17 protein-coding genes are annotated in these 20,246 nt (G+C 74.1%); 7 read left to right on the top strand and 10 right to left on the bottom strand.

Features of this window, described 5'->3' with window-relative positions; genetic code table 11:
• Window positions 1-64: 64 nt before the first annotated feature.
• Window positions 65-463, bottom strand: coding sequence for an MGMT family protein (locus IF04_RS0128710; RefSeq protein ID WP_030264169.1), 399 nt, complete (start codon window positions 461-463; stop codon window positions 65-67).
• A gap of 173 nt (window positions 464-636) precedes the next feature.
• Here IF04_RS0128710 and IF04_RS0128705 point away from each other — a divergent pair, with 173 nt between their 5' ends.
• The gene (locus IF04_RS0128705) at window positions 637-3,654 is read left to right on the top strand and encodes a lysylphosphatidylglycerol synthase domain-containing protein (RefSeq protein ID WP_030264167.1); all 3,018 of its coding nucleotides are present in this window, start codon (window positions 637-639) and stop codon (window positions 3,652-3,654) included.
• Between the two features lie 69 nt (window positions 3,655-3,723).
• On the opposite strand, the gene IF04_RS36790 is transcribed toward IF04_RS0128705, so the two are convergent.
• The 8 genes from IF04_RS36790 to IF04_RS0128665 all read right to left on the bottom strand — a co-directional run bounded on the left by IF04_RS36790 (window position 3,724) and on the right by IF04_RS0128665 (window position 13,085).
• Window positions 3,724-4,377 carry a hypothetical protein gene (locus tag IF04_RS36790; protein ID WP_051831642.1) on the bottom strand — a complete coding sequence of 218 codons (654 nt, stop codon included), beginning with the start codon at window positions 4,375-4,377 and terminating at the stop codon, window positions 3,724-3,726.
• 156 nt (window positions 4,378-4,533) lie between these two features.
• Window positions 4,534-5,712, bottom strand: a complete 1,179-nt coding sequence (gene moeZ, locus IF04_RS0128695; RefSeq protein ID WP_030264162.1) for an adenylyltransferase/sulfurtransferase MoeZ — start codon at window positions 5,710-5,712, stop codon at window positions 4,534-4,536.
• Between the two features lie 196 nt (window positions 5,713-5,908).
• Window positions 5,909-6,889, bottom strand: a complete 981-nt coding sequence (locus IF04_RS0128690) for an NAD-dependent epimerase/dehydratase family protein (protein ID WP_030264161.1) — start codon at window positions 6,887-6,889, stop codon at window positions 5,909-5,911.
• The gene (locus IF04_RS38900; RefSeq protein WP_157847722.1) at window positions 6,886-7,047 is read right to left on the bottom strand and encodes a hypothetical protein; all 162 of its coding nucleotides are present in this window, start codon (window positions 7,045-7,047) and stop codon (window positions 6,886-6,888) included. The genes IF04_RS0128690 and IF04_RS38900 overlap by 4 nt, the downstream gene beginning before the upstream one ends.
• Window positions 7,048-7,128: 81 nt before the next feature.
• Window positions 7,129-8,412 carry a hypothetical protein gene (locus tag IF04_RS36130; RefSeq protein WP_063829539.1) on the bottom strand — a complete coding sequence of 428 codons (1,284 nt, stop codon included), beginning with the start codon at window positions 8,410-8,412 and terminating at the stop codon, window positions 7,129-7,131.
• 218 nt (window positions 8,413-8,630) lie between these two features.
• Complete coding sequence (locus IF04_RS0128675; RefSeq protein ID WP_051831641.1) at window positions 8,631-10,391, bottom strand: glycosyltransferase; 1,761 nt, start codon at window positions 10,389-10,391, stop codon at window positions 8,631-8,633.
• 187 nt (window positions 10,392-10,578) lie between these two features.
• Window positions 10,579-12,030 (bottom strand): DUF3152 domain-containing protein, encoded by a 1,452-nt coding sequence (locus IF04_RS0128670; RefSeq protein WP_078600909.1) that lies wholly within the window; start codon window positions 12,028-12,030, stop codon window positions 10,579-10,581.
• Window positions 12,031-12,038: 8 nt separating this feature from the next.
• On the bottom strand, window positions 12,039-13,085 hold the full coding sequence (locus IF04_RS0128665) for an alpha/beta fold hydrolase (RefSeq protein ID WP_078600907.1): 1,047 nt from the start codon (window positions 13,083-13,085) through the stop codon (window positions 12,039-12,041).
• 260 nt (window positions 13,086-13,345) lie between these two features.
• Between IF04_RS0128665 and IF04_RS0128660 the strand changes: the two genes are divergently transcribed.
• The 4 genes from IF04_RS0128660 (at window position 13,346) to IF04_RS0128645 (ending at window position 15,284) form a co-directional block, all read left to right on the top strand.
• On the top strand, window positions 13,346-13,561 hold the full coding sequence (locus IF04_RS0128660; protein WP_030264154.1) for a hypothetical protein: 216 nt from the start codon (window positions 13,346-13,348) through the stop codon (window positions 13,559-13,561).
• A 147-nt stretch (window positions 13,562-13,708) separates the two neighbouring features.
• On the top strand, window positions 13,709-14,350 hold the full coding sequence (locus tag IF04_RS0128655; RefSeq protein ID WP_030264153.1) for a TetR/AcrR family transcriptional regulator: 642 nt from the start codon (window positions 13,709-13,711) through the stop codon (window positions 14,348-14,350).
• Between the two features lie 184 nt (window positions 14,351-14,534).
• Window positions 14,535-14,762 (top strand): DUF3107 domain-containing protein, encoded by a 228-nt coding sequence (locus tag IF04_RS0128650; protein WP_030264152.1) that lies wholly within the window; start codon window positions 14,535-14,537, stop codon window positions 14,760-14,762.
• 240 nt (window positions 14,763-15,002) lie between these two features.
• The gene (locus IF04_RS0128645) at window positions 15,003-15,284 is read left to right on the top strand and encodes a hypothetical protein (protein WP_030264150.1); all 282 of its coding nucleotides are present in this window, start codon (window positions 15,003-15,005) and stop codon (window positions 15,282-15,284) included.
• A gap of 209 nt (window positions 15,285-15,493) precedes the next feature.
• Here IF04_RS0128645 and IF04_RS0128640 read toward each other — a convergent pair whose 3' ends face one another.
• Window positions 15,494-16,243, bottom strand: coding sequence for a ferritin-like fold-containing protein (locus IF04_RS0128640; RefSeq protein WP_030264148.1), 750 nt, complete (start codon window positions 16,241-16,243; stop codon window positions 15,494-15,496).
• Window positions 16,244-16,703: 460 nt separating this feature from the next.
• Between IF04_RS0128640 and IF04_RS0128635 the strand changes: the two genes are divergently transcribed.
• Window positions 16,704-19,115: a DEAD/DEAH box helicase gene (locus IF04_RS0128635; RefSeq protein ID WP_106975686.1), complete on the top strand. Its 2,412-nt coding sequence runs from the start codon at window positions 16,704-16,706 to the stop codon at window positions 19,113-19,115.
• A gap of 196 nt (window positions 19,116-19,311) precedes the next feature.
• The gene (locus IF04_RS0128630; RefSeq protein WP_030264141.1) at window positions 19,312-20,175 is read left to right on the top strand and encodes an alpha/beta fold hydrolase; all 864 of its coding nucleotides are present in this window, start codon (window positions 19,312-19,314) and stop codon (window positions 20,173-20,175) included.
• The last annotated feature ends 71 nt before the right edge of the window (window positions 20,176-20,246 follow it).

Genomic DNA, 20,246 nt, shown 5'->3' with positions numbered 1-20,246 from the left:
TACGCCAGGCTGCGCACGAGCCGCAGCGCGTCTCAGAACGACGTACCGGAAGCCGTCTGTCCCCTCAGTCGTCCGTGGCCCGTTCCGGCCCCTCCCGGCCGTCCCAGCGCGCCCGCCGCATGTCCACGCGCGGCATCGCCCGGTCCCCGCGGGCGCCCTCCGTACGTCGTGCCTCGCGCAGCGGCGTGCCCTCGGCGCGGTACTGCTGCAGCGCGTGCCGCTCCTTGCCGGGCAGGAACACGCCGTCCGCGCGCACCACGCGCCACCACGGCACGGCGCCGCCGTACAGCGACATCACCCGGCCCACCTGCCGCGGGCCGCCCTCGCCCAAGTACTCGGCGACGTCTCCGTACGTCATCACGCGGCCCGGCGGAATCCGCTCGGCCACCCCGAGGACGAGGTCCGCGTACTCCGGGAGCTCGCCGTCAGGGGCGTCACTCCCGCGCTCTTCAGTACCACTCATTCGTCCCATCCTGCCGCATGCCACCGACAGCGCCCCGCGTTCCCCGCCACGGCGGTGGCGACGCGTGCGCGCAGGGCTGCCGCGGCGTACGCTGCGCATCCCGCGCCCCCGAAATGCACCCTGATGCCCCCCTCCGCACCGGGGCCGTGCCACCATCTTCCGGGCGGTGACTGGTGATACGAGATCAAGAAGAGAAGGCCGAACAGGCTCAGGGCGCGGCGCCTCCGGAGGAGGCGGGCGCCTCTGAGGCGTCGGCCGGATCCGACCGCAGCACTGCCGATCACCGCACCACCGACGACCACCGCTCCACGGACACCGACGGCACGACCACGAGGAAGCCGGAGCAGCCGGACCAGCCGGAGAAAGAACCGGGACAGCCGCTACAACGGGGAAGGGCTTCCACCACCGACATGGCACGTACCACCGAGCAGGCCGGGCGGACCGACGCACCCGAAGGGGCGGGCGCAACCGCCGGCCGCGCCCCTGAGGACGAGCGTCCGCCACCGGGTGCGTCGCGCGACGACGCCCCGGGGCAGGACGCCGACAGACCCGGCGCCGACCGGCCGCGCCTCATGAAGGCGCCCCGTACGGACCGCGCCGACCGCCCCGCCGAAGGCGTCGGCAGCGAGTTCCACGTGGACCACGTCTCCGGCGACGAGCCGCTGCTGCCCGCACGTGTGCACCGCCCCTTCGACCTGATGCGTTTCCTGCTCGGTGTGGTGGGGATCGGGCTGGTCCTGGCGCTGGCGACGTTCGCGCACGGCACCACGCAGGGCCTGGAGAACGACATCGGCAAGGGCGCGGGACAGGCGCCCCAGTTCCTGATCACCTTCGCCGGGCTGACCGCGAGCATCGCCGTACTGATCGTTCCGGTCGCCTTCGCGATCGAACGGCTGATCAAACGGGACGGGCTGCGGATCGCGGACGGCGTGCTCGCGGCCGTGCTCGCCCACGGGGTGTCGCTCGCGACGGACCTCTGGGTGGCCGAGGCCGCTCCGCAGTCGATCCGGGACGCGCTCACCCAGCCGCTCGCCAACGGGGCGATCACCGCCCCCGTGCACAGCTATCTGGCGCCGGTCATCGCCTACATGACGGCCGTCGGCATGTCCCGTAGGCCGCGCTGGCGCGTGGCCATGTGGTGCGTGCTGCTCCTGGACGCCTTCGCGGTGTTGGTCGGCCGGTACACCACGCCGTTCGCCATCGTCACGACCGTGCTGATCGGCTACACGGTCGCCTTCGGCACGCTGTACGCGGTCGGCTCCCCGAACGTCCGGCCCACCGGCCAGAACCTCCTCGCGGGCCTGCGCCGGGTCGGCTTCCACCCGGTCAGCGCGCTCCGCGCGGAGGACACCGCGTACCCGGAGCACTCCGACCGCGGCCGCCGGTACATCGTCACCCTGGAGGACGGCCCGCCCATCGACGTCACCGTCGTGGACCGCGAGCAGCAGGCGCAGGGCTTCTTCTACCGCGTGTGGCGGCGACTGTCGCTGCGCGGCATCAACCAGCGCCGCAGCCTGCAGTCGCTGCGCCAGGCGCTGGAGCAGGAGGCGCTCCTGGCATACGCGGCGATCGCCGCCGGCGCCAACGCGCCCAAGCTGATCGCCACCTCCGAGCTGGGCCCGGACGCCGTGATGCTCGTGTACGAGCACGTCGCGGGCCGCACCCTGGACGCGCTCGCGGACGACGAGATCACCGACGAGCTGATGCACAACGCCTGGCAGCAGGTCGACGCGCTGCAGTCGCGGCGCATCGCGCATCGGCGACTGGTCGGTGAAGCGCTCCTGGTGGATCGTTCCGGCACGGTCGTCCTCACGGATCTGCGCGGCGGGGAGATCGCCTCCGGCGACGTGGTGCTGCGGATGGACGTCGCCCAGCTGCTGACCACGCTCGGCCTGCGCGTCGGCGCCGAGCGCAGCGTGCAGGCGGCGGTCGAGGTGCTCGGCCCGGACGCGGTGGCGGACAGCCTGCCGCTGCTCCAGCCGATCGCGCTCAGCCGGACCACCAGGGCGACCCTGCGCCACCTGGCGAGGGAACGGGCCAAGCGGGAGCGCGAGGCCGTGCTGGCGGCCTCCAGGGCCGCCAAGACGGCCAAGGCCGCGGAGGGCCGCACCGACCGCAAGACGCTGCGCGCCGAGAAGAACGCCGAGAAGCGGGCGCTGGAAGAGGCGATGGAGGAGGCCCGCGAGGAGGACCTGCTCACCCAGATCCGCCGCCAGGTGCTGCTGATCCGCCCGACCGCGCCGGTCGAACCGGCCAAGCTGGAGCGGATCAGCCCGCGCACGCTGGTGAGCTGGATCGCGGGCGCGTTCGCCGCGTACTTCCTGCTCTCGCAGCTCACGCACGTGAAGTTCGACCAGGTGATCGGGGAGGCGAACTGGGGCTGGGTGGCGGCCGCGATGTTCTTCTCCGCGCTGACCTACATTGCGGCGGCGCTCAGCCTGCTGGGCTTCGTGCCCGAGAAGGTCGCCTTCGTGCGGACCGTGATCGCGCAGATCGCGGGCAACTTCGTGAAGCTGGTCGCGCCGGCCGCGGTCGGCGGCGTGGCGCTCAACGCCCGCTTCCTGCAGCGGGCCGGCATCCGGCCCGGCCTCGCGGTGGCGAGCGTCGGCGCGTCCCAGCTGTTCGGCCTCGGCAGCCACATCCTGTTGCTGCTGACCTTCGGCTATCTGACCGGCACCGAGCGCACGCCCTCGCTCTCGCCCTCCCGCACGGTCATCGCGGGGCTGCTGACGGCGGCGGTGCTGGCCCTGGTGGTCACGGCGATCCCGGCGCTGCGCAAGTTCGTCGTCACACGGGTGCGGTCGCTGTTCGCCGGCGTCGTGCCGCGCATGCTGGACGTGCTGCAGCGGCCGAAGAAGCTGGTCGCCGGCATCGGCGGGATGCTGCTGCTGACCGCGGCGAACGTGATGTGCCTCGACGCCTCGATCCGCGCCTTCGGGGGCGGCGACCAGATCTCGTACGCGAGCATCGCCGTCGTCTTCCTCGCGGGCAACGCGCTGGGCTCCGCGGCCCCCACGCCGGGCGGTGTCGGCGCCGTCGAGCTGGCCCTGACCGGTCTGCTGACCGCGGCGGGGCTGGGCAGTGACACGGCCCTGTCGGCGGTGCTGCTGTTCCGGCTGATGACGTTCTGGCTGCCGGTCCTGCCGGGCTGGCTGTCGTTCACGTTCCTGACGCGCAAGGGGGCGCTGTAAGACGCGGCGTACGGAGGTGACGCGGCCCGCGCCTCCTCCGTACGCCGCGCGCCGCGCGCCTCGTAGTACTCAGTCGTCCCAGAAGGGCCGCGCCCGGGCCGCGGCCGCCGCGATCTCCGCGCCGTCCAGCGGCGTGAAGGTGAGCCCCACATTCAGCAGCGGCCATTCCACCGCCAGTTCGAAGAGCTGCGGCGGTGGCAGTGGCCAGAGCCAGAGCGCGTACTCGCTGTCGATGTTCTCGCCGGAGCTGCCGCCGCCCTCCTCGTTCAGGGTCAGCACCGGCAGCTCCGGGCGCGGTCCGGGCCACTCGTCCTCGTCCTCGCGCTCGTCGACGGTGGTGACCACGCAGCCGTCCGCGAAGCGCACACCGAAGCGCAGCAGCCCGTCCGGATGCCGGCCCTCCGCGGCCGCCGCCTCCGCCGCCGCCAGCTGCCACGGGTCGTCGTCGTAGCCCCACACGCCGCGGGAGACCCGCGCCCAGTCCTCGCGGCTCATGCCGGGACGGCGCCGGGCGCGCATCCGCAGCCGGATCTCCACGCCGTCCTCGTAGGCCACGGCCTGGGTCGCCACTATCGCCAGATGGTCATTGCGGGCCAGCACCCGCTCCAGGGGCACGACGCCGCCGATGACGTCCTCGGGCGCGCCCTCCCAGGGCACCCGCGCGAACTCCGGCTCGTCGCCGGGCTCTTCGTCCCTCGGCCGGGGCGGCGGAAAGAAGTCCATACGGCAACGGTACGGCGGCGCCGTCCGGCGGCGGTACCGGTTTTGCACCGGGCCACACGCAGGGCGTCCGACATGCGGAAGGCCCGTCCGCATCGCGGACGGGCCTTCCTGCAAGCGCTGTGTGCGGCGCGGACGGCCAGGAGGCCGTCAGTACCGTCAGTAGACCGGCTTCTCCGGCTCGATCTGGTTGACCCAGCCGATGACGCCGCCGCCGACGTGCACCGCGTCCGAGAAGCCCGCGGACTTCAGGACCGCGAGGACCTCGGCGGAGCGGACGCCCGTCTTGCAGTGCAGGACGATCTTCTTGTCCTGCGGCAGGTCCTGGAGGGCGTTGCCCATCAGGAACTCGTTCTTCGGGATCAGCTTGGCGCCGGGGATCGAGACGATCTCGTACTCGTTCGGCTCGCGGACGTCGATGATCTCGATCTTCTCGTCGCCGTCGATCATCTCCTTGAGCTGCTTCGGAGTGATCGTCGCGCCGAGCGCCGCCTCCTGGGCCTCGTCCGACACGACGCCGCAGAAGGCTTCGTAGTCGATGAGCTCGGTGACGGTCGCGTTGGGGCCGCAGACCGCGCAGTTCGGGTCCTTGCGGACCTTGACCTGGCGGTACGTCATCTCCAGCGCGTCGTAGATCATCAGACGGCCGACCAGCGGGTCACCGATGCCGGCGAGCAGCTTGATGGCCTCGTTGACCTGGATGGAGCCGATCGAGGCGCACAGCACACCGAGGACGCCGCCCTCGGCGCAGGAGGGCACCATGCCGGGCGGCGGGGGCTCCGGGTACAGGCAGCGGTAGCAGGGGCCGTGCTCGGACCAGAACACCGACGCCTGGCCGTCGAAGCGGTAGATCGAACCCCACACGTACGGCTTGTTCAGCAGCACGCAGGCGTCGTTGACCAGGTAACGGGTGGCGAAGTTGTCCGTACCGTCGACGATCAGGTCGTACTCGGCGAAGAGCTCCATGACGTTGGAGGAGTCGAGGCGCTCTTTGTGCAGGTTGACCGTGGTGTACGGGTTGATGCCGAGGACGGTGTCCTTCGCGGACTCCGCCTTCGAGCGGCCGATGTCCGCCTGGCTGTGGATGATCTGGCGCTGCAGGTTCGACTCGTCGACCTCGTCGAACTCCACGATGCCGAGCGTGCCCACGCCCGCCGCGGCCAGGTACATCAGCGCGGGCGAGCCCAGGCCACCGGCGCCGACACACAGCACCTTGGCGTTCTTCAGCCGCTTCTGCCCGTCCATCCCGACATCCGGGATGATCAGGTGGCGGGAGTACCTGCGGACCTCATCGACGGTGAGCTCCGAAGCGGGCTCGACCAGGGGTGGCAGCGACACGGGGACTCCGTTGGTCGGTAATTCATTACGTTGGTTCTCCCCGTAACACTGCCACGCCCTTCTTCATTCCGAGACACCCGGTCCGATGTGCGAGACGGATTCGTCCCAGTAGCCGGGCAGGGCCTCCCGGGCGTCCCCGGAGCCCGCTCTGTGGGACGGCGGTCCAGAATGACGGCGTCGCCGCCCTACGGAGCGGTCAGATGCGACACGCGGCCTCCATCCAGATGTCCGCGAGCGACTCCTCCAGCCCGATGCGCGGGCGCCAGCCGAGCCGGTCGCGGGCGGTACGGACGTCGGCCTGCTGCCAGCTGCCGCAGCCGTCCGGGTACGGGTACGCGGGCAGCCCTCCTCCGGGGTGCTCGCCGGCCGGTCCCGGGATCGCGACCCGGCCGGGCGCGTGGCCGCCCGGCGCGTACCCGGGCGGCGCGTCCAGCTCGTGCAGCGCGCCGCCGAACCCGGCGACTCTGGCGAGCACGGCGGCGGCCTCACGCAGTCGTACGGCTCTGCCGGTGCCGATGTTCACCACCCCTTGTGCGGCGGACAGCGAAGCGGCGTGCACGGCGCGCGCCACGTCTCGTACGTCCACGAAGTCGCGCTGCACGCCGAGCCCGCCGAGCTTCAGCTCACCCTCGCCGGACTGGAGGGCGCGGCGCATCGCCTCGGCGAGCCGGCCCAGCGGGGACCCGGCGGGCGTGCCCGGACCGACCGGCGAGAAGACCCGCAGGACCACCGCGTCCAGGCCGGAGCCCAGCACCAGCTCGGTCGCGGCGAGCTTGCTGACGCCGTACGGGCCTCCGGGGCGCGGCACGGCGTCCTCGGCGGTGGACGAGCCGGGCTGCGAGGGCCCGTACTCGGAAGCGCAGCCGAGGTGCACCAGGCGGGCGCCGCAGCCGCTGCGGCGCAGCGACTCGCAGATCGTGGCGACCGCGACGGTGTTGTGCCGGGTCAGATCGCGGGCGCCGCCACGGGTCGCGCCCGCGCAGTTGATCACGACACCTGGGTGCACCGCGTCCAGGAACCGGGTCAGCGCACCGGGGCTGCCCGAGGCCAGGTCGAAGCGGACGTCGGCGTCGTCGCCGCGGCCGAGCGCGGTGAGCTGGACGGCGGGGTCGGCGAGCAGCCGGTCGGCGACGTGCCGGCCGAGGTACCCATTGGCACCGACGAGCAGAACCCTCATCGCGCGGCCCCCAGTTCTCGGACGGCCGGAACGACCGGCAGCACCGGAACGGCCGGAGCGGCGGCGGCCTGCTCCCGTACGACCTGCTCCCGTACGGCCGGTTCACGTACGAGCGGCTCTCGTACGAGCGGTTCTCGTACGGCGTGGTGGACGGTCATGTGCGAGGGCTCCTCAGAGGGGTCGAAAAGGGTCGAGGGGGTACGGAGCGGGGGGTGACGGCTGTGGGGCCGCGCTGTTCCTTACGGAGCGGCGGCCGCAGGCGGGCCGGGCGGCGGAGCGTCGGCGGCGCCGGACCGGGGCGTGGTGGTACCGGACCAGGGCGTGGCGGTGCCGGGCGCCGGGGAGTGCGCCGCCGCGCCGGTCAACGCCCGCAGCCCGTACGCGAACAGGCCGAGCGCGGCGGCCGCGCAGGCGAGGGCCGGTACGACGGCGGGGCCGAACAAGCCGGCCGCCGCCTCCACGGGGCGGGCCACCGCGGCGGCACCCGGCAGCCGCCCCAGGGGCAGCGTGGCCAGGGCGACGGCCTCCAGCACCACCGCCGCGGCCAGGCCGCGGCCCGCCGCCACCGGGAAGCCGTGGACGGCCAGGAGGCGGGCGAGGAAGAGCAGCACGGCGAGAGCCAGCGCGGCGGCGAACGGGGTCAGCGCGCGGAGCGGCGGAAGCGCTCCCGCACTATCTGTGCCGAACCGGCCTGCCAGGAGTCCCGCGACGGCCAGCAGCGCGACGGTCGCGGCCATGAAGAGCAGCGCCGCGCCCGACAGTAGGGGCCGCATTCCGGCGGCGAACTCCCCGAGGCCGCGGCTGGCCGCGAGCCGCCGCCGCCCCCGTACCGCGAACCACCGCGCGCACCAGGCGGCGGGCGCGACCGCGCAGCACAGCGCGACGGTGATCGCGGCGGCGGCCGGCAGCGGGCCGGACGGGAACGGCGCGTGCGCCGCGGCGGACGCCGGCCCGGTGACCGGCGGGAAGGCGCCGAACAGCAACGGGAGGGCGGCCGACAGGCGGGCGAGGGACAACTCGGGGCCGTCGGCCCGCAGCGCGCCGAGCAACCGGTCGGCGCACAGCGCGTACCCGGTGAGCCAGCAGGTCCACAGGGCGGCCGCGCGGCCGACGCCCTGCCCGGTGCGCAGCGGCCCGCTCCGTAGGCACAGCCGCAGCGCCAGGAGTACGAACACCGCACCTACGAAGGCCAGTGCCGGGCGAAGGACGGACGGCGCCGCGCCCTGTACCGCGGCGACGGCGGTGACAGTCGTGGCGGCCAGCGCGCCGGGCAGCATGTGCAGCGCAGCGCGGACCCGGGCGGACGGCAGCGGTGCCGGGTCGGCGGGGCGCGGCGCGGTCGCGGGCGCTTCGGCGCGCGGCACGCGGGCGTAGAGCTCCTCGGCGAGCGAGAAGACGTCACGGTGCCGGAAGCGGGCGGCCGTACGGTCGGTCACGCCGTGCGCCTCCAGCCCCGCGGCGATCTCCAGCGGGTCGACGGCCCGTTCGCACAGCTCACGGTGGCGGTGCATCAGCTCGCGCACGGGGTCGGCGGGGCCGCGCCTGGGCGGGGCCTTCCGGGCGGGGGCCGCACCGGGGCCGGTGGCCGCCCCAGGAACGGGGGCGGCTGCTCCTCCGGGGTCACCAGAGCTCTCCCGAGAGCCTCCCCCGAGCATCGCGCTGGAGCGGGGGTCCCAGCCTCCGGGGCTCTGCGGCGTCACAGGGGCATCGGGCCGTTGCCCGGCCCGCGTCCGGTACGCGGTCATGCGTCGCCTCCTCCTCTGCTCCGGGCGAGTCCGGCCGGCACCCGCGCTCCGGAGTCGTGCGGTACGGCGGGCGGCCGGGCCCAACTGGGGGTGTGGCCGCGGTCCTTCGGGGCGGACGACGGGGCGGTGGCGGCCCACGGGTCCGGCAGGCGCGACTCGGCGGGGCGCGCGAAGGGGCGCGGCGCGCCGTCCACGTCCCGCTCCGCGTGCCGGACCGGGGCGCGGGACATCAGCTCCAGGTAGATGCCACGAAATGCCGCGATGTTCTGCTCGACGGTGAACAGTTCGAGTGCCCGGGCGCGGGCCGCGGCGCCCAGCCGGGCCCGCCGCTCCGGGTCGCCCAGCAGGGCGGTGCACGCGTCGGCCAGCGCCCGTGGGTTGCGCGGCGGTACGACCAGGCCCGTGCCGCCGATGACCTCGCAGACGGCCCCCACGTCCGTGGACACCGTGGCCCGGCCGCAGAACATCGCCTCCACCAGCGTCCTCGGGAAGCCCCCGACGACGCTGGAGAGCACCAGCACCGCACCCGCTTCGTACGCGTCGGCCGGCCGCGCCACCCCGGGGTCGCCGATCATCTCGAACGAGACAGGGTTCTCCCCGACCGTGACCGCGTCGGCGGCCTCGTCCGGGAAGAGCTGCGCGGCCAGCGCGCGGCAGTGCGCCAGATAGGCGGGCGCCTCCGGGCCGGCGCCGGGCGCGCCGATGATGCGCAGCGTCGCGTCCGGCTCGGCCGCGCGGATCTGCGCGAAGGCGTGCAGCAGCCCGATGAGGTCCTTGTCGGGCTCGACCGTGCCGACCCACACCAGGGTCTTGGAGTCGTCGGCCGCGGCGTCCGGGACGCGGGCGAACGGCCCGGCGTCCATGCCCGGATAGACCGTACGGAGCCGGTCACGGGGCGCGCCGCACCGCTCCTGCCAGCGGCGGATGCGGGTGTTGCCGGGGGTGATCAGGTCGGCCGTGCGGTACGTCTCGGCGGCCAGCGCGCCCTCGAAGGCGGCCAGCAGCGCGTGCACGGGGGAGCTGAGCGCTGCCGTGGCGCGCGCGAGATGGTGCTCACGCAGCCGTACGCCGTACTCCGTGACCAGGAGCGGAGTGCCGCAGAAGCGTTTGGCCAGCAGTCCGGCCAGCGCCGCCGGGCCGCCGCACGTCGCATGGCAGAGGTCGACCCCGCCGAGCCCCTGCCCCTCGGCTCCCCCGGGCGGCGCGCCGTGCCCGACCCCGTACGGACCGCCCGCGCCGTCGCCGTACCAGTCCAGCGACAGCGGGCGCAGGGCGCCGTCGAGCGCCTCGGTGACAGCCAGCAGGTCGGTGACCTGGGCAGCGCGCGCGGCGGGCAGCGCACCGGGGGCGCGGCAGGCGGCTTCGAGGACGCGGACGGCCGTTTCGGAGCGGAGCAGCTCGGGCAGCGCGCCCGTGCCGCGGGCCAGATCGGCGAGGCCGTACAGACCGGCGGCGAAACGGTCCGCCTCGTGCCCGGCCTCCCCCGGCGGGCCGCAGAACGCCGCCGCGAGATCGGCGAAGTGCCCGGCGAAGCGCTGCCGTTCGCGGCGGCCCACGCCGGCTGCCCGGCCGCGCCGGGCCCCGCGCCTCCGGGGCCGTGCGACGTCCCGGCCCGGCGCGTGTGCCGCGGAGCCGTCGCCGACCGCGTACACCTCGAAGTCATGGCCGGTGAGCCCGCGCACGAGGCGGTCGCACCAGGCACGCGTTTCACCGGACGCGTACGGATAGCCACCCTCGGTGAGCAGTCCAATGCGCACGAGCGCACCCCCGTCCTCGGATCGGCGTCCTTCCGGGCGGTGGCCGGATCGTCACCGCCTGCGACACGACGCTACGCAGAAGCACCGGTGGCGCGACGGACGGTTGTCCATCGCGCCACCAAAAGGGGTGAAGAGGCGTAACTTTCCACCAGGCTGGGCGTTCTGACGCGGTAGCGGAACGGGCCGCTCAGCCGGTCGGGAACGGCCAGGCGTTCGGGCGGCAGGTGGCGCCGTCCGTGGTCAGGAACTTGGTCTGCTGCATCATCACGGGCGCGAGCGCGCCCTGCCGGCGGCAGCCCTCGTGATCGTGGCCGAGCCGGTGCCCCACCTCATGATTGATCAGCATCTGCCGGTACGCGTACATCTTGTCGGGGCCGTACGTCGCCGCGCCGCGCGCCCACCGGTACGCGTTGATCATCACGCGCTCGGTCGCGGCGGAGTCGCAGGAGACCCGGTCCACGCTGGTGTCCAGGCCGGACTTGGCGCACCACTCGTCGGTGGTGCCGGGGCTCGCCAGGGTGATGACGAAGTCGGCCTTGCCCGAGGCGACGCGGGCGAACGAGCGCTGTCCTCCGTGTGCCCAACTGCGCTCGTCGTTCAGCGTCTTGTGCACCGCCTCGGCGAAGAGCTCGCCGTCCAGCGGCAGTCCGTCCTCCACGTCGACGCGGTAGCGCACCACGTGGCCGCGGCCCGGCGCGGGGGCTGCGCCGCCGGCCGGCGTGAACGTCCCGCTGCCCTTCAAGTCGGCGGCGAGCGGATACACCTTGGCCATCTTCGCGGCGTACGTGGCGGGCGCGGCCGTGGGCCCGCCGTGCGGCCGGCCGGCGTCCGGGTCCGGCGTCGCGTCCCCACCGCTCGGCGACGGCCCGTCGACGCCGTTCTTGCGGGCGTCGGCGACCTGCCCGGCGACCACCACCGCGAGCACGGTGGTCACCGCGGCGGCGGCCACGCCGGTGAACGTACGGCCCTTGGCACCCTTGCGCCGCCGGGCGTCACCGGACGCGTCGTCGTCCAGCGCCCCTTGCGCGCCGAACTCCGCTTCGTAGGCGGCGATCTCTTCGTCCGCCCCTGCCGCGTACGGGTGCGGCGCAGCGGATGGGGAGAGCCCCTGCGGCGCGTCCGAGACGGGCGAGGACGAGGCGGCCACCGGGGGCCGCGCGGCCTTCGGGGGGCGCGATCCCGCGGAGGAAGGGGTGCCCGCCGCGAAGTGGGCGTCGTTGGCGAAGGCGTCCAGGTACTCCTGCTTCGGCCCCGGCCGGCCGCCGCCCGGGTCGACCGGCGTACCCAGTACGCCGGGCCGCGCGCCACCGGTACCGCGCTGGTGCGGCAGTACGGGGACGCCCTGCCCCGGCACGGCACCGGGCTCCGGCTGCTCGGGGTGCCCGCCGCGCACCGGAGGGCCGGCCTCGGGGCCGGGCTCGCCGCGCCGCCGCCGGCGGCCCGTACGGGACGCGGAGGCGGCCTGGGGACCCGCGACGGCACCCTGGTCCGGCGACGGCGCGTCGGCGGCGTCCACCGGCCTCCGGGAGGCCGCGGCGCGCTCGCCCCACTGGGCGGCGGTACCGGTCACCCCCGTAACAGCGCCGCTCTCCGTGGTGTCGGTCGTCCCCTCCGGGGTCCGGCGGCTATGGCGTCCCACTGGGCCCGTCAGCTCCTGCTCGCATCGGCGGTCGTGTCACCCGTCGCGCGGCGGGCGGTACGGCCCTCCCGGCCGCCGGCCGCTTCTCCCGCGGCCTCGCGCTCCGTGTCGTCCAGCAGCTCCCGGACGGCGCGGGCGACGGTCGAGGGGTACTCCATCATCGCCACATGGCCCGCCTCGGGCAGCGTGAGCAGGCGCGAACCGCGGAACGCGGCGGCGGCCCTGCGGGCCATCCGGAAGGAGACCAGCCGGTCCCGGCCGCCGTAGATGAGCAGGGTCGGCGCGAGGACGCGCTCCGCCTGCCGCCACAGGTTGTGCTGGCCGCCGAGCGTGTAGGCGTTCACGATGCCGCGCGAGGCGCGCTCCATGACCTCCCAGAAGTACGGCAGCTCCAGCCGGCGCGCGGTCTCCTCGACCGCCGCCGCCACCTCCTCGGGCGTGGCCATCGCGGGGTCGCCGTAGCAGAGGGCGAGCACCTCACGGGTGCGGCGCTCGGCCGTCCAGTCCCGCGTCAGACGGCTGAAGAGGGTGGTGATGCCGGGGACCGCCAGCAGCCCCGTGGGCAGCGCGCTGAGCTGCGGGCGCAGCTCGGGCAGCGCGGGCGAGACCAGCGTCAGGGTCCGCACGAGGTCGGGGCGGACCGCGGCGACCCGGGTCGAGACCGCGCCGCCCATGGAGTTCCCGATGAGGTGGACGGGGCCGCGGCCGCGCTGGTCGAGGTACCGGATGACCGTGCGGGCCTGGCCGCTGATGGAGTAGTTGCCGTCGTCCGGGGGCGGGGAGTCGCCGAATCCGGGGAGGTCCAGCGCCTCGCCGTCCACCCGGTCGGCGAGCAGCACCATCAGGGCGGACCAGTTCTGCGACGAGCCGCCGAGGCCGTGCACGTACAGAGCGGGCGGCAGGCCCTCACGCACTCGGGCGGGCGCGCGGACGCTGAGCGTCGCGCCCGGCACGCTCACGCTGCGCAGCGTCTCCTCGGCGCCGACGCGCGGGCCCGGGCCCCCGGGCGGCACCGGGAGCGCGGTTCGGGTGTCCGGCGGCTCCGTGGAAGACATGCGTCGATGTTACGAGACGATCACACCCGTTCCGATGTGTTCGCCATCACACGTCTCTTGCGTCACGGGCACGCCCCGAAGCGCCGCCGTCACTTCATGGGCAGCGACGCGTGCCCCTAGTAGACGCGCGCCCCGCTTCGTAGCCGCGCGGTCGCGCGTCCCGGTACCGCCACCCGTTCGCGGCGCGTACCACGTCGCGCCGGGCAATCCCCTCTCCTAGGCTCGTGTAAAGGGCGCTCGCCCAGGAAAGGGGAGCCACCATGCCTGTCGACCCAACAGATCCGGATACCTTCAACGAGGACGAGGCGGCCGAAATCGACGCGGAAGCACCCGAGGCGGACGCCCAGGAACAGCTCGCGGACATCGCTCCACGCGAGGACGACCCACTGACCGGGGGCGATCCCGATGCGGCGAACGAAGCGGACCGTGCAGAACAGGCCCGCGTGGTCGAGCTGGACGAAGACGATTACCGGTGACCTGAACCGGTATGTCGGCTTCCCGCGGCCCCTGGGCGGATAAATTCTCGCTCCTGACCGCGCACAGCCTCGTTACCCAAAAGTACGATGGCGGGCGCGGTGCACCGTGCTGTGTGCATCTCGTACGGAACGACACTGGGAGGCGGCGTGAGCGCCATCGAGCAGACAGAGGCCGCGCGCCCTCGAGGCACGCGCCTGCCGCGCCGAGCGCGGCGCAACCAGCTCCTGGGCGCTGCACAGGAAGTCTTCGTGGCGCAGGGGTACCACGCTGCGGCGATGGACGACATCGCCGAGCGGGCCGGCGTCAGCAAGCCGGTGCTCTACCAGCACTTCCCCGGCAAGCTCGACCTCTACCTCGCCCTGCTGGACCAGCACTGCGAGGCGCTGCTGCAGTCGGTACGGACGGCCCTGGCCTCCACCACCGACAACAAGCAGCGGGTCGCGGCGACCATGGACGCGTACTTCGCGTACGTGGAGGACCCGGGCGGCGCGTTCCGCCTGGTGTTCGAGTCGGACCTGACCAACGAGACGGCCGTCCGCGAGCGCGTGGACAAGGTCTCGCTGCAGTGCGCCGAGGCGATCAGTGACGTGATCGCGGAGGACACCGGGCTGTCCAAGGAGGAGTCCATGCTGCTCGCGGTGGGCCTGGGCGGTGTGTCCCAGGTCGTCGCGCGGTACTGGCTCTCCAGCGAGCGCACGGTCACCCGCGACACGGCCGTGCAGCTGCTCACCTCGCTGGCCTGGAAGGGCATCGCGGGCTTCCCGCTGCACGGCACCGAGGGCCACTGACGCCCGCCGCGGCACACGGGGCACCCAGGGCGCGCCCTGGCCCCGTGTTCGCTGCGGGCGTGCTCCATAGCGGCCTGTCCGTCCCCGTACCGGGCTAATGTGTGCTGCGTACGGCGCGGATCGTCGCGCACACCGCCCCCCTGGTCAGACCGGGGGGACCGAGACCGTCGGAGGGACATAAGCCGTGGAGGTCAAGATCGGCGTGCAGCACGCGCCCCGCGAGATCGTCCTGGAGAGCTCGCAGCCTGCCGAGGAGGTCGAGAGTGCGGTAGCCGCCGCGCTGGCCGGCAAGTCGCAGCTGCTGAGCCTGGAGGACGAACACGGCCGCAAGGTCCTCGTACCGGCGGACCGGCTGGCGTACGTCGAGATCGGCGAGCCCGCCGGGCGCAAGGTGGGCTTCGGCGCTCTGTAGACGCCTGCCGCGCACAGCACGTATGACGGGCGGCGCCCCGGGGAGACGATCCCCGGGGCGCCGCCCGTACGTATGCGCCCGCTCTCCGCACTGTAGGGCGCTTTTTCCCTGCTCAGAGCAGTGATCGCACCTTTGTCCGGCCCGGCACGATTGCCCGTGGCGCCCCTTGGGTACGACGGCCCCGAATGGCCATGACACCGCCGCTGCACGGCGGCGTCATCCGCGTGCGGGAGGGGAAACATGATCTTGGAAGTGCTCGGCGCTGCCGTCCTGGGCCTCGCGCTCGCCCTCGCCGCCCTCCGGCGGCTGCCCGGCCGCTTCCCGAAGCGCAGCCTGACGCTGTCCACGGGCCCCGCGGCGGCCGTCTTCGGCGCGCTGCTGGCGCACACGATCCTGGGGGCGGGGCGGGCACCGGTCGTCCTTGTCGTGGCCGTGGGCCTGTCCGCGGCGCTGCTCTCGCTGCTGCTGCGCCCCGAGCCCCGGCCCGCCCGTCGGCTGCGCCGATCAGCGACGGCGGCCTGAGGTGCCCCGCCCCGGGCCCTGACGGACAGCTCCGGAAGGCGGCGCCGGGACGGACCGTTTCCGGCCGATGTCCGGACGGAGAAACGGCGCGTTCGCGTCTGTACGCCCCGCCTGCCGGTGCAGTGCGGGGCGCACAGAGGTGTGAGTGATCGCACGCCCGCCGGGCGCGCCGTCCGGAGTCCGCTCACGCAGCCCGGGCCGGGGCCCGCTTACGCGGCCAGCCCCAGCGCCGCCATCCGCTTGGTGTGCGCCTCAGTAATGCGCGAGAACATCCGGCCGACCTCCGCCAGGTCGAAGCCGTCGGCCACCCCGCCGACCAGCATCGTCGACAGCGCGTCCCGGTCCGCGACCACCCGCTGCGCCTGGGAGAGGGCCTCGCCCATCAGGCGGCGCGCCCACAGCGCGAGCCGGCCGCCGACCCGGGGATCGGCCTCGATGGCCGCGCGGACCTTCTCGACGGCGAAGGAGGCGTGCCCTGTGTCATCCAGCACACCGAGCACGAGCTCCTTGGTGTCGGAGTCCAGCCGGGCCGCCACCTCGCGGTAGAAGTCGCTGGCGATGGAGTCGCCGACGTACGCCTTGACCAGGCCTTCCAGCCAGTCCGACGGGGCGGTCTGGCGGTGGAACTCGTCCAGCGCGGCGGCGAACGGCTCCATGGCCGCGTTGGGCTCCGCGTCGATCTGCGCGAGTCGCTCACGCAGCCGCTCGAAGTGGTGGAACTCCGCCGTCGCCATCTTCGCCAGCTCCGCCTTGTCGTCCGTCGTGGACGCCAGCTTGGCGTCCTCGGCCAGCCGCTCGAAGGCGGCCAGCTCGCCGTACGCAAGGGCGCCCAGCAGGTCGATCACCGCGGCCCGGTACTGCGGGTCGGCGGCCGCCTCCTCCCAGTTCTGGGCAGCGATCCCGGTGGGCTCGTCGGGCGTGGCGGGGGCGTCGGCGGTGGCGTTGTCAGGCGTCTCCATGGAGCGCACAATAGCCCGCTCCGCAACCCGGGGAAGGGCCTGGTCAGCCACTCGGGTCCCACCCGACCGAACGATTGCCCGGACACACATGCGCTCATCCGGGGTATGGTGGTAAAGAGCCCGCCGAAGTTTCGGTGGGTGTTTCACGAATGCGGATGCCCGGTCGGTGGCCCGATCGGCTCCACCCCGACCGCCCTCTGCCCCGACGCGTACAGACAGCGCACGGCAGAGGAACACCGCTCGCGGCACGAGCGCCTGAGCGAAGGCAGTGGTCCCGCGCCATCCGGCCCTAGGAGGCCGGGCCGAGCCGAGTACGACCCCGTACGACGGCAGGCAAGGCACGGTCGATCCCCTTCGTCGCCTCGCGCCGCGACTCACAGAAGAGGCAAGCATCCTGTCTACGTTCCGAGACCTCGGGATCCTCCCCGAGACCGCCGAAGCCCTCGAGGCCGTCGGCATCATGACTCCGTTCCCCATCCAGGCCCTGACCCTCCCGGTGGCCCTCTCCGGCTCCGACGTCATCGGCCAGGCCAAGACCGGCACCGGCAAGACCCTCGGCTTCGGCCTCCCGCTCCTGGAGCGCGTCACCGTCCCCGCCGACGTCGAGGCGGGCCGGGCCAAGCCCGAGAAGCTCACCGACGCGCCGCAGGCGCTGGTCGTCGTCCCCACCCGCGAGCTGTGCCAGCAGGTCACCAACGACCTGCTGACCGCCGGCAAGGTCCGTAACGTCCGCGTGCTCGCCATCTACGGCGGCCGGGCGTACGAGCCCCAGGTCGAGGCGCTCCAGAAGGGCGTCGACGTCGTCGTCGGCACCCCGGGCCGGCTGCTGGACCTGGCGGGCCAGAAGAAGCTGGACCTCTCGCAGGTCCGCGCCCTCGTCCTGGACGAGGCCGACGAGATGCTCGACCTGGGCTTCCTGCCGGACGTCGAGAAGATCATCCAGTACCTCCCGGCCAAGCGGCAGACCATGCTGTTCTCCGCGACCATGCCCGGCCAGGTCATCTCGCTGGCGCGGCGCTACATGTCGCAGCCGACCCACATCCGCGCCACCTCGCCCGACGACGAGGGCGCGACGGTCGCCAACACCACCCAGCACGTCTTCCGCGCGCACTCCATGGACAAGCCGGAGATGGTCTCGCGCATCCTGCAGGCCGAGGGCCGCGGGCTCGCGATGATCTTCTGCCGCACCAAGCGCACCGCGGCCGACATCGCCGACCAGCTCGCGCGCCGCGGCTTCGCCTCCGGCGCGGTCCACGGCGACCTCGGCCAGGGCGCCCGCGAGCAGGCGCTGCGCGCCTTCCGCAACGGCAAGGTCGACGTCCTGGTGTGCACCGATGTCGCGGCGCGCGGCATCGACGTCAGCGGTGTGACGCACGTCATCAACTACCAGACGCCCGAGGACGAGAAGACCTACCTGCACCGCATCGGCCGTACGGGCCGCGCGGGCGCCAAGGGCACCGCCGTCACGCTGGTCGACTGGGACGACATCCCGCGCTGGCAGCTGATCAACAAGGCGCTGGACCTCTCGTTCAACGATCCGGAGGAGACGTACTCCACCTCCGCGCACCTCTACGAGCTGCTGAACATCCCGCAGGGCGTCACCGGCGTGCTGCCGCGCTCGGAGCGCACTCGTGCGGGCCTGGCGGCCGAGCAGGTCGAGGACCTCGGCGAGACCGGCGGCCGCGGCCGCGGGCCGCGCAAGGCCGACCGTGAGCGCGAGGAGGAGCGCCCGGAGCGTACGCGTACGCCGCGCAAGCGCCGCCGTATGCGCAACGGCGCCCCGATCGAGGACGAGCCCGCTGCCACCGGTACGCAGGGCGGCGAGGCGGCCGAGGCCGCGGCGGACACCGCCGAGGGCACGACCGCGCCCCGCCAGCCGCGCCGCCGTCGCCGTACGCGCGCCGGCGCGTCCGGTAACGCGGTCACGTCCGGTACCGCCACGTCCGCCGCCGCCACGCAGCGGACCGCCACCGCGCACGCCGTGGCCGAGCCCGCGCCGGCCGTCGCGCCGGCCGAGCCGGTGACCGCCGAGCCGGCGGCGCCCGAGGCCGCGACCGTTCCGGTGCAGAGCACCGGTCCGGACGCCGCGCAGGAGGCGCCGGCCAAGCCGCGCCGCCGCCGTGCGCGCGGCTCCCGCGCGCCCCAGGCCGCCGATGCCGCGGTCGCCACCGCCGAGGGCCGGGCGCCCGTCGCCAAGGCTCCGGCGCCCCGGCGCCCGGTGATCGTCAGGGAGGACACCTCGGTGGGCTTCCAGACGGTCGAGGTCGCCGCGCAGCGGCTGGCCGCCGAGCGCCGCGCCGCCGAGGAGGCCGCCGCCAAGAAGGCCGCCGAGCGCGCCGCCGCCAAGGCCACCGTCACGGAGAACGCCCCCGAGGAGCCCGCCGCCGACGCGCCGGCCGCCAAGCCGCGCCGTACGCGCAAGGCCGCCGCCAAGAAGGCGGAGGCCGCGGTGGACACCGCCGAGGGCACCGAGGTGACGGCCGAGGCCACCGAGGCCCCGGCCAAGCCGCGCCGGACCCGCAAGACGGCCGCCAAGAAGGCCGAGGCCGCCGTCGAGGCCGCCGAGGGCACGGACGCGACCGCCGAGGTCACCGAGGCGCCCGCCAAGCCGCGCCGCACGCGCAAGACCGCGGCCAAGAAGGCCGAGGTCGCGGTGGACACCGCGGAAGGCACCGAGGCCACCGCCACGGCGGCGGACGAGGCCCCGGCCAAGCCGCGCCGCACGCGCAAGACGGCCGCCAAGAAGGCCGTGGCCGCCGAGGGCACGGACGCGACTGCGGAGGCCGCCGAGGCTCCCGCCAAGCCGCGCCGGACCCGCAAGACCGCGGCCAAGAAGACGGCCGCAGCGCCCGAAGCGACGCCCGAGGGCTGATCCCGCAGGCCATCGACGGCCCCGTACCGCTCAGGCGGTACGGGGCCGTCGTCGTAGGGACGGGCGGCCGTGCGCAGAGCGTCCGCTGCCGCACGCCCGAGGACCGTACGCCCTACGTCGTACGCCGTATGGCGGAGCAGGCGGACGTCATCTTTCCGGCACCCGCCGGACATCCGTCCCGGATAGCCTCTGGTCCATGAGTAGGCCCCCGTTCCTCGATCTGCCCGTATGTGCCCGTGCGTACCGACTCGCCACCGGGCGGGGTGAGTTCGCGGTGCACGATGCGCGTCCCGACGGTCCCGTGCGCGGCACCGCCCTGCTGGTGCCGGGCTTCACCGGCAGCAAGGAGGACTTCCTCCCGCTGCTCGCGCCGCTGGCGGCGGCCGGGTACCGCGCCGTGGCCGTGGACGGCAGAGGCCAGCACGAGTCGCCCGGGCCGCGTGAGGAACAGGCGTACACCCAGGGCGAGTTGGCGCGCGACATCGCCGCGCAGGCCGCCGCGCTCGACGGGGGTCCGGTCCATCTGGTGGGGCACTCGCTCGGCGGGCTGCTGGCGCGGGCCGCGGTGCTCGAGGACGCCTCGCCGTACCGCTCGCTGACGCTGATGAGTTCGGGGCCGGCGGCGGTCGCCCCCGAACAGCAGGCCCGCGCCAAAATGCTCATCGACGCGCTGACGACGCTGACGATGGAGGCCGTCTGGCAGGCGATGCGGGACCTGGACCCTCCGGAGGCGGCGGGCGAGACCACCCCGCCGGAGGTCGCCGAGTTCCTGCACCGGCGCTGGCTGAACACCGTACCGGAGCAGCTCATCGGCACCGCCCGGCAGATAGCGGGCGAGCCCGACCGGGTGGCCGCGCTGGCCGCCGTACCGCTGCCCAAGCACGTGCTGTCCGGCGCCGTCGACTATGCCTGGCCGGTGCCGCAGCTCGACGAGATGGCCGAGCGGCTCGGCGCGCGCCGCACCGTCGTGGCGAGCGCCGAGCACTCCCCCAACGTCGACCGGCCCGAGGAGACGGCGGCGGCCCTGGCCTCCTTCTGGGACGAGGCGGACGGCCGGTAACGGCCCCCTTCCGTCGCGCTCCCTCGCACGTCTTCCCGGAATGGCCGGAACGGCACTCCTCCGGCCGCTCC

The organism is Streptomyces violens, assembly GCF_000717745.1.
In the GTDB taxonomy this organism is placed as follows: domain Bacteria; phylum Actinomycetota; class Actinomycetes; order Streptomycetales; family Streptomycetaceae; genus Streptomyces; species Streptomyces violens.
This window is presented reverse-complemented; position numbering and strand designations above follow the sequence as displayed.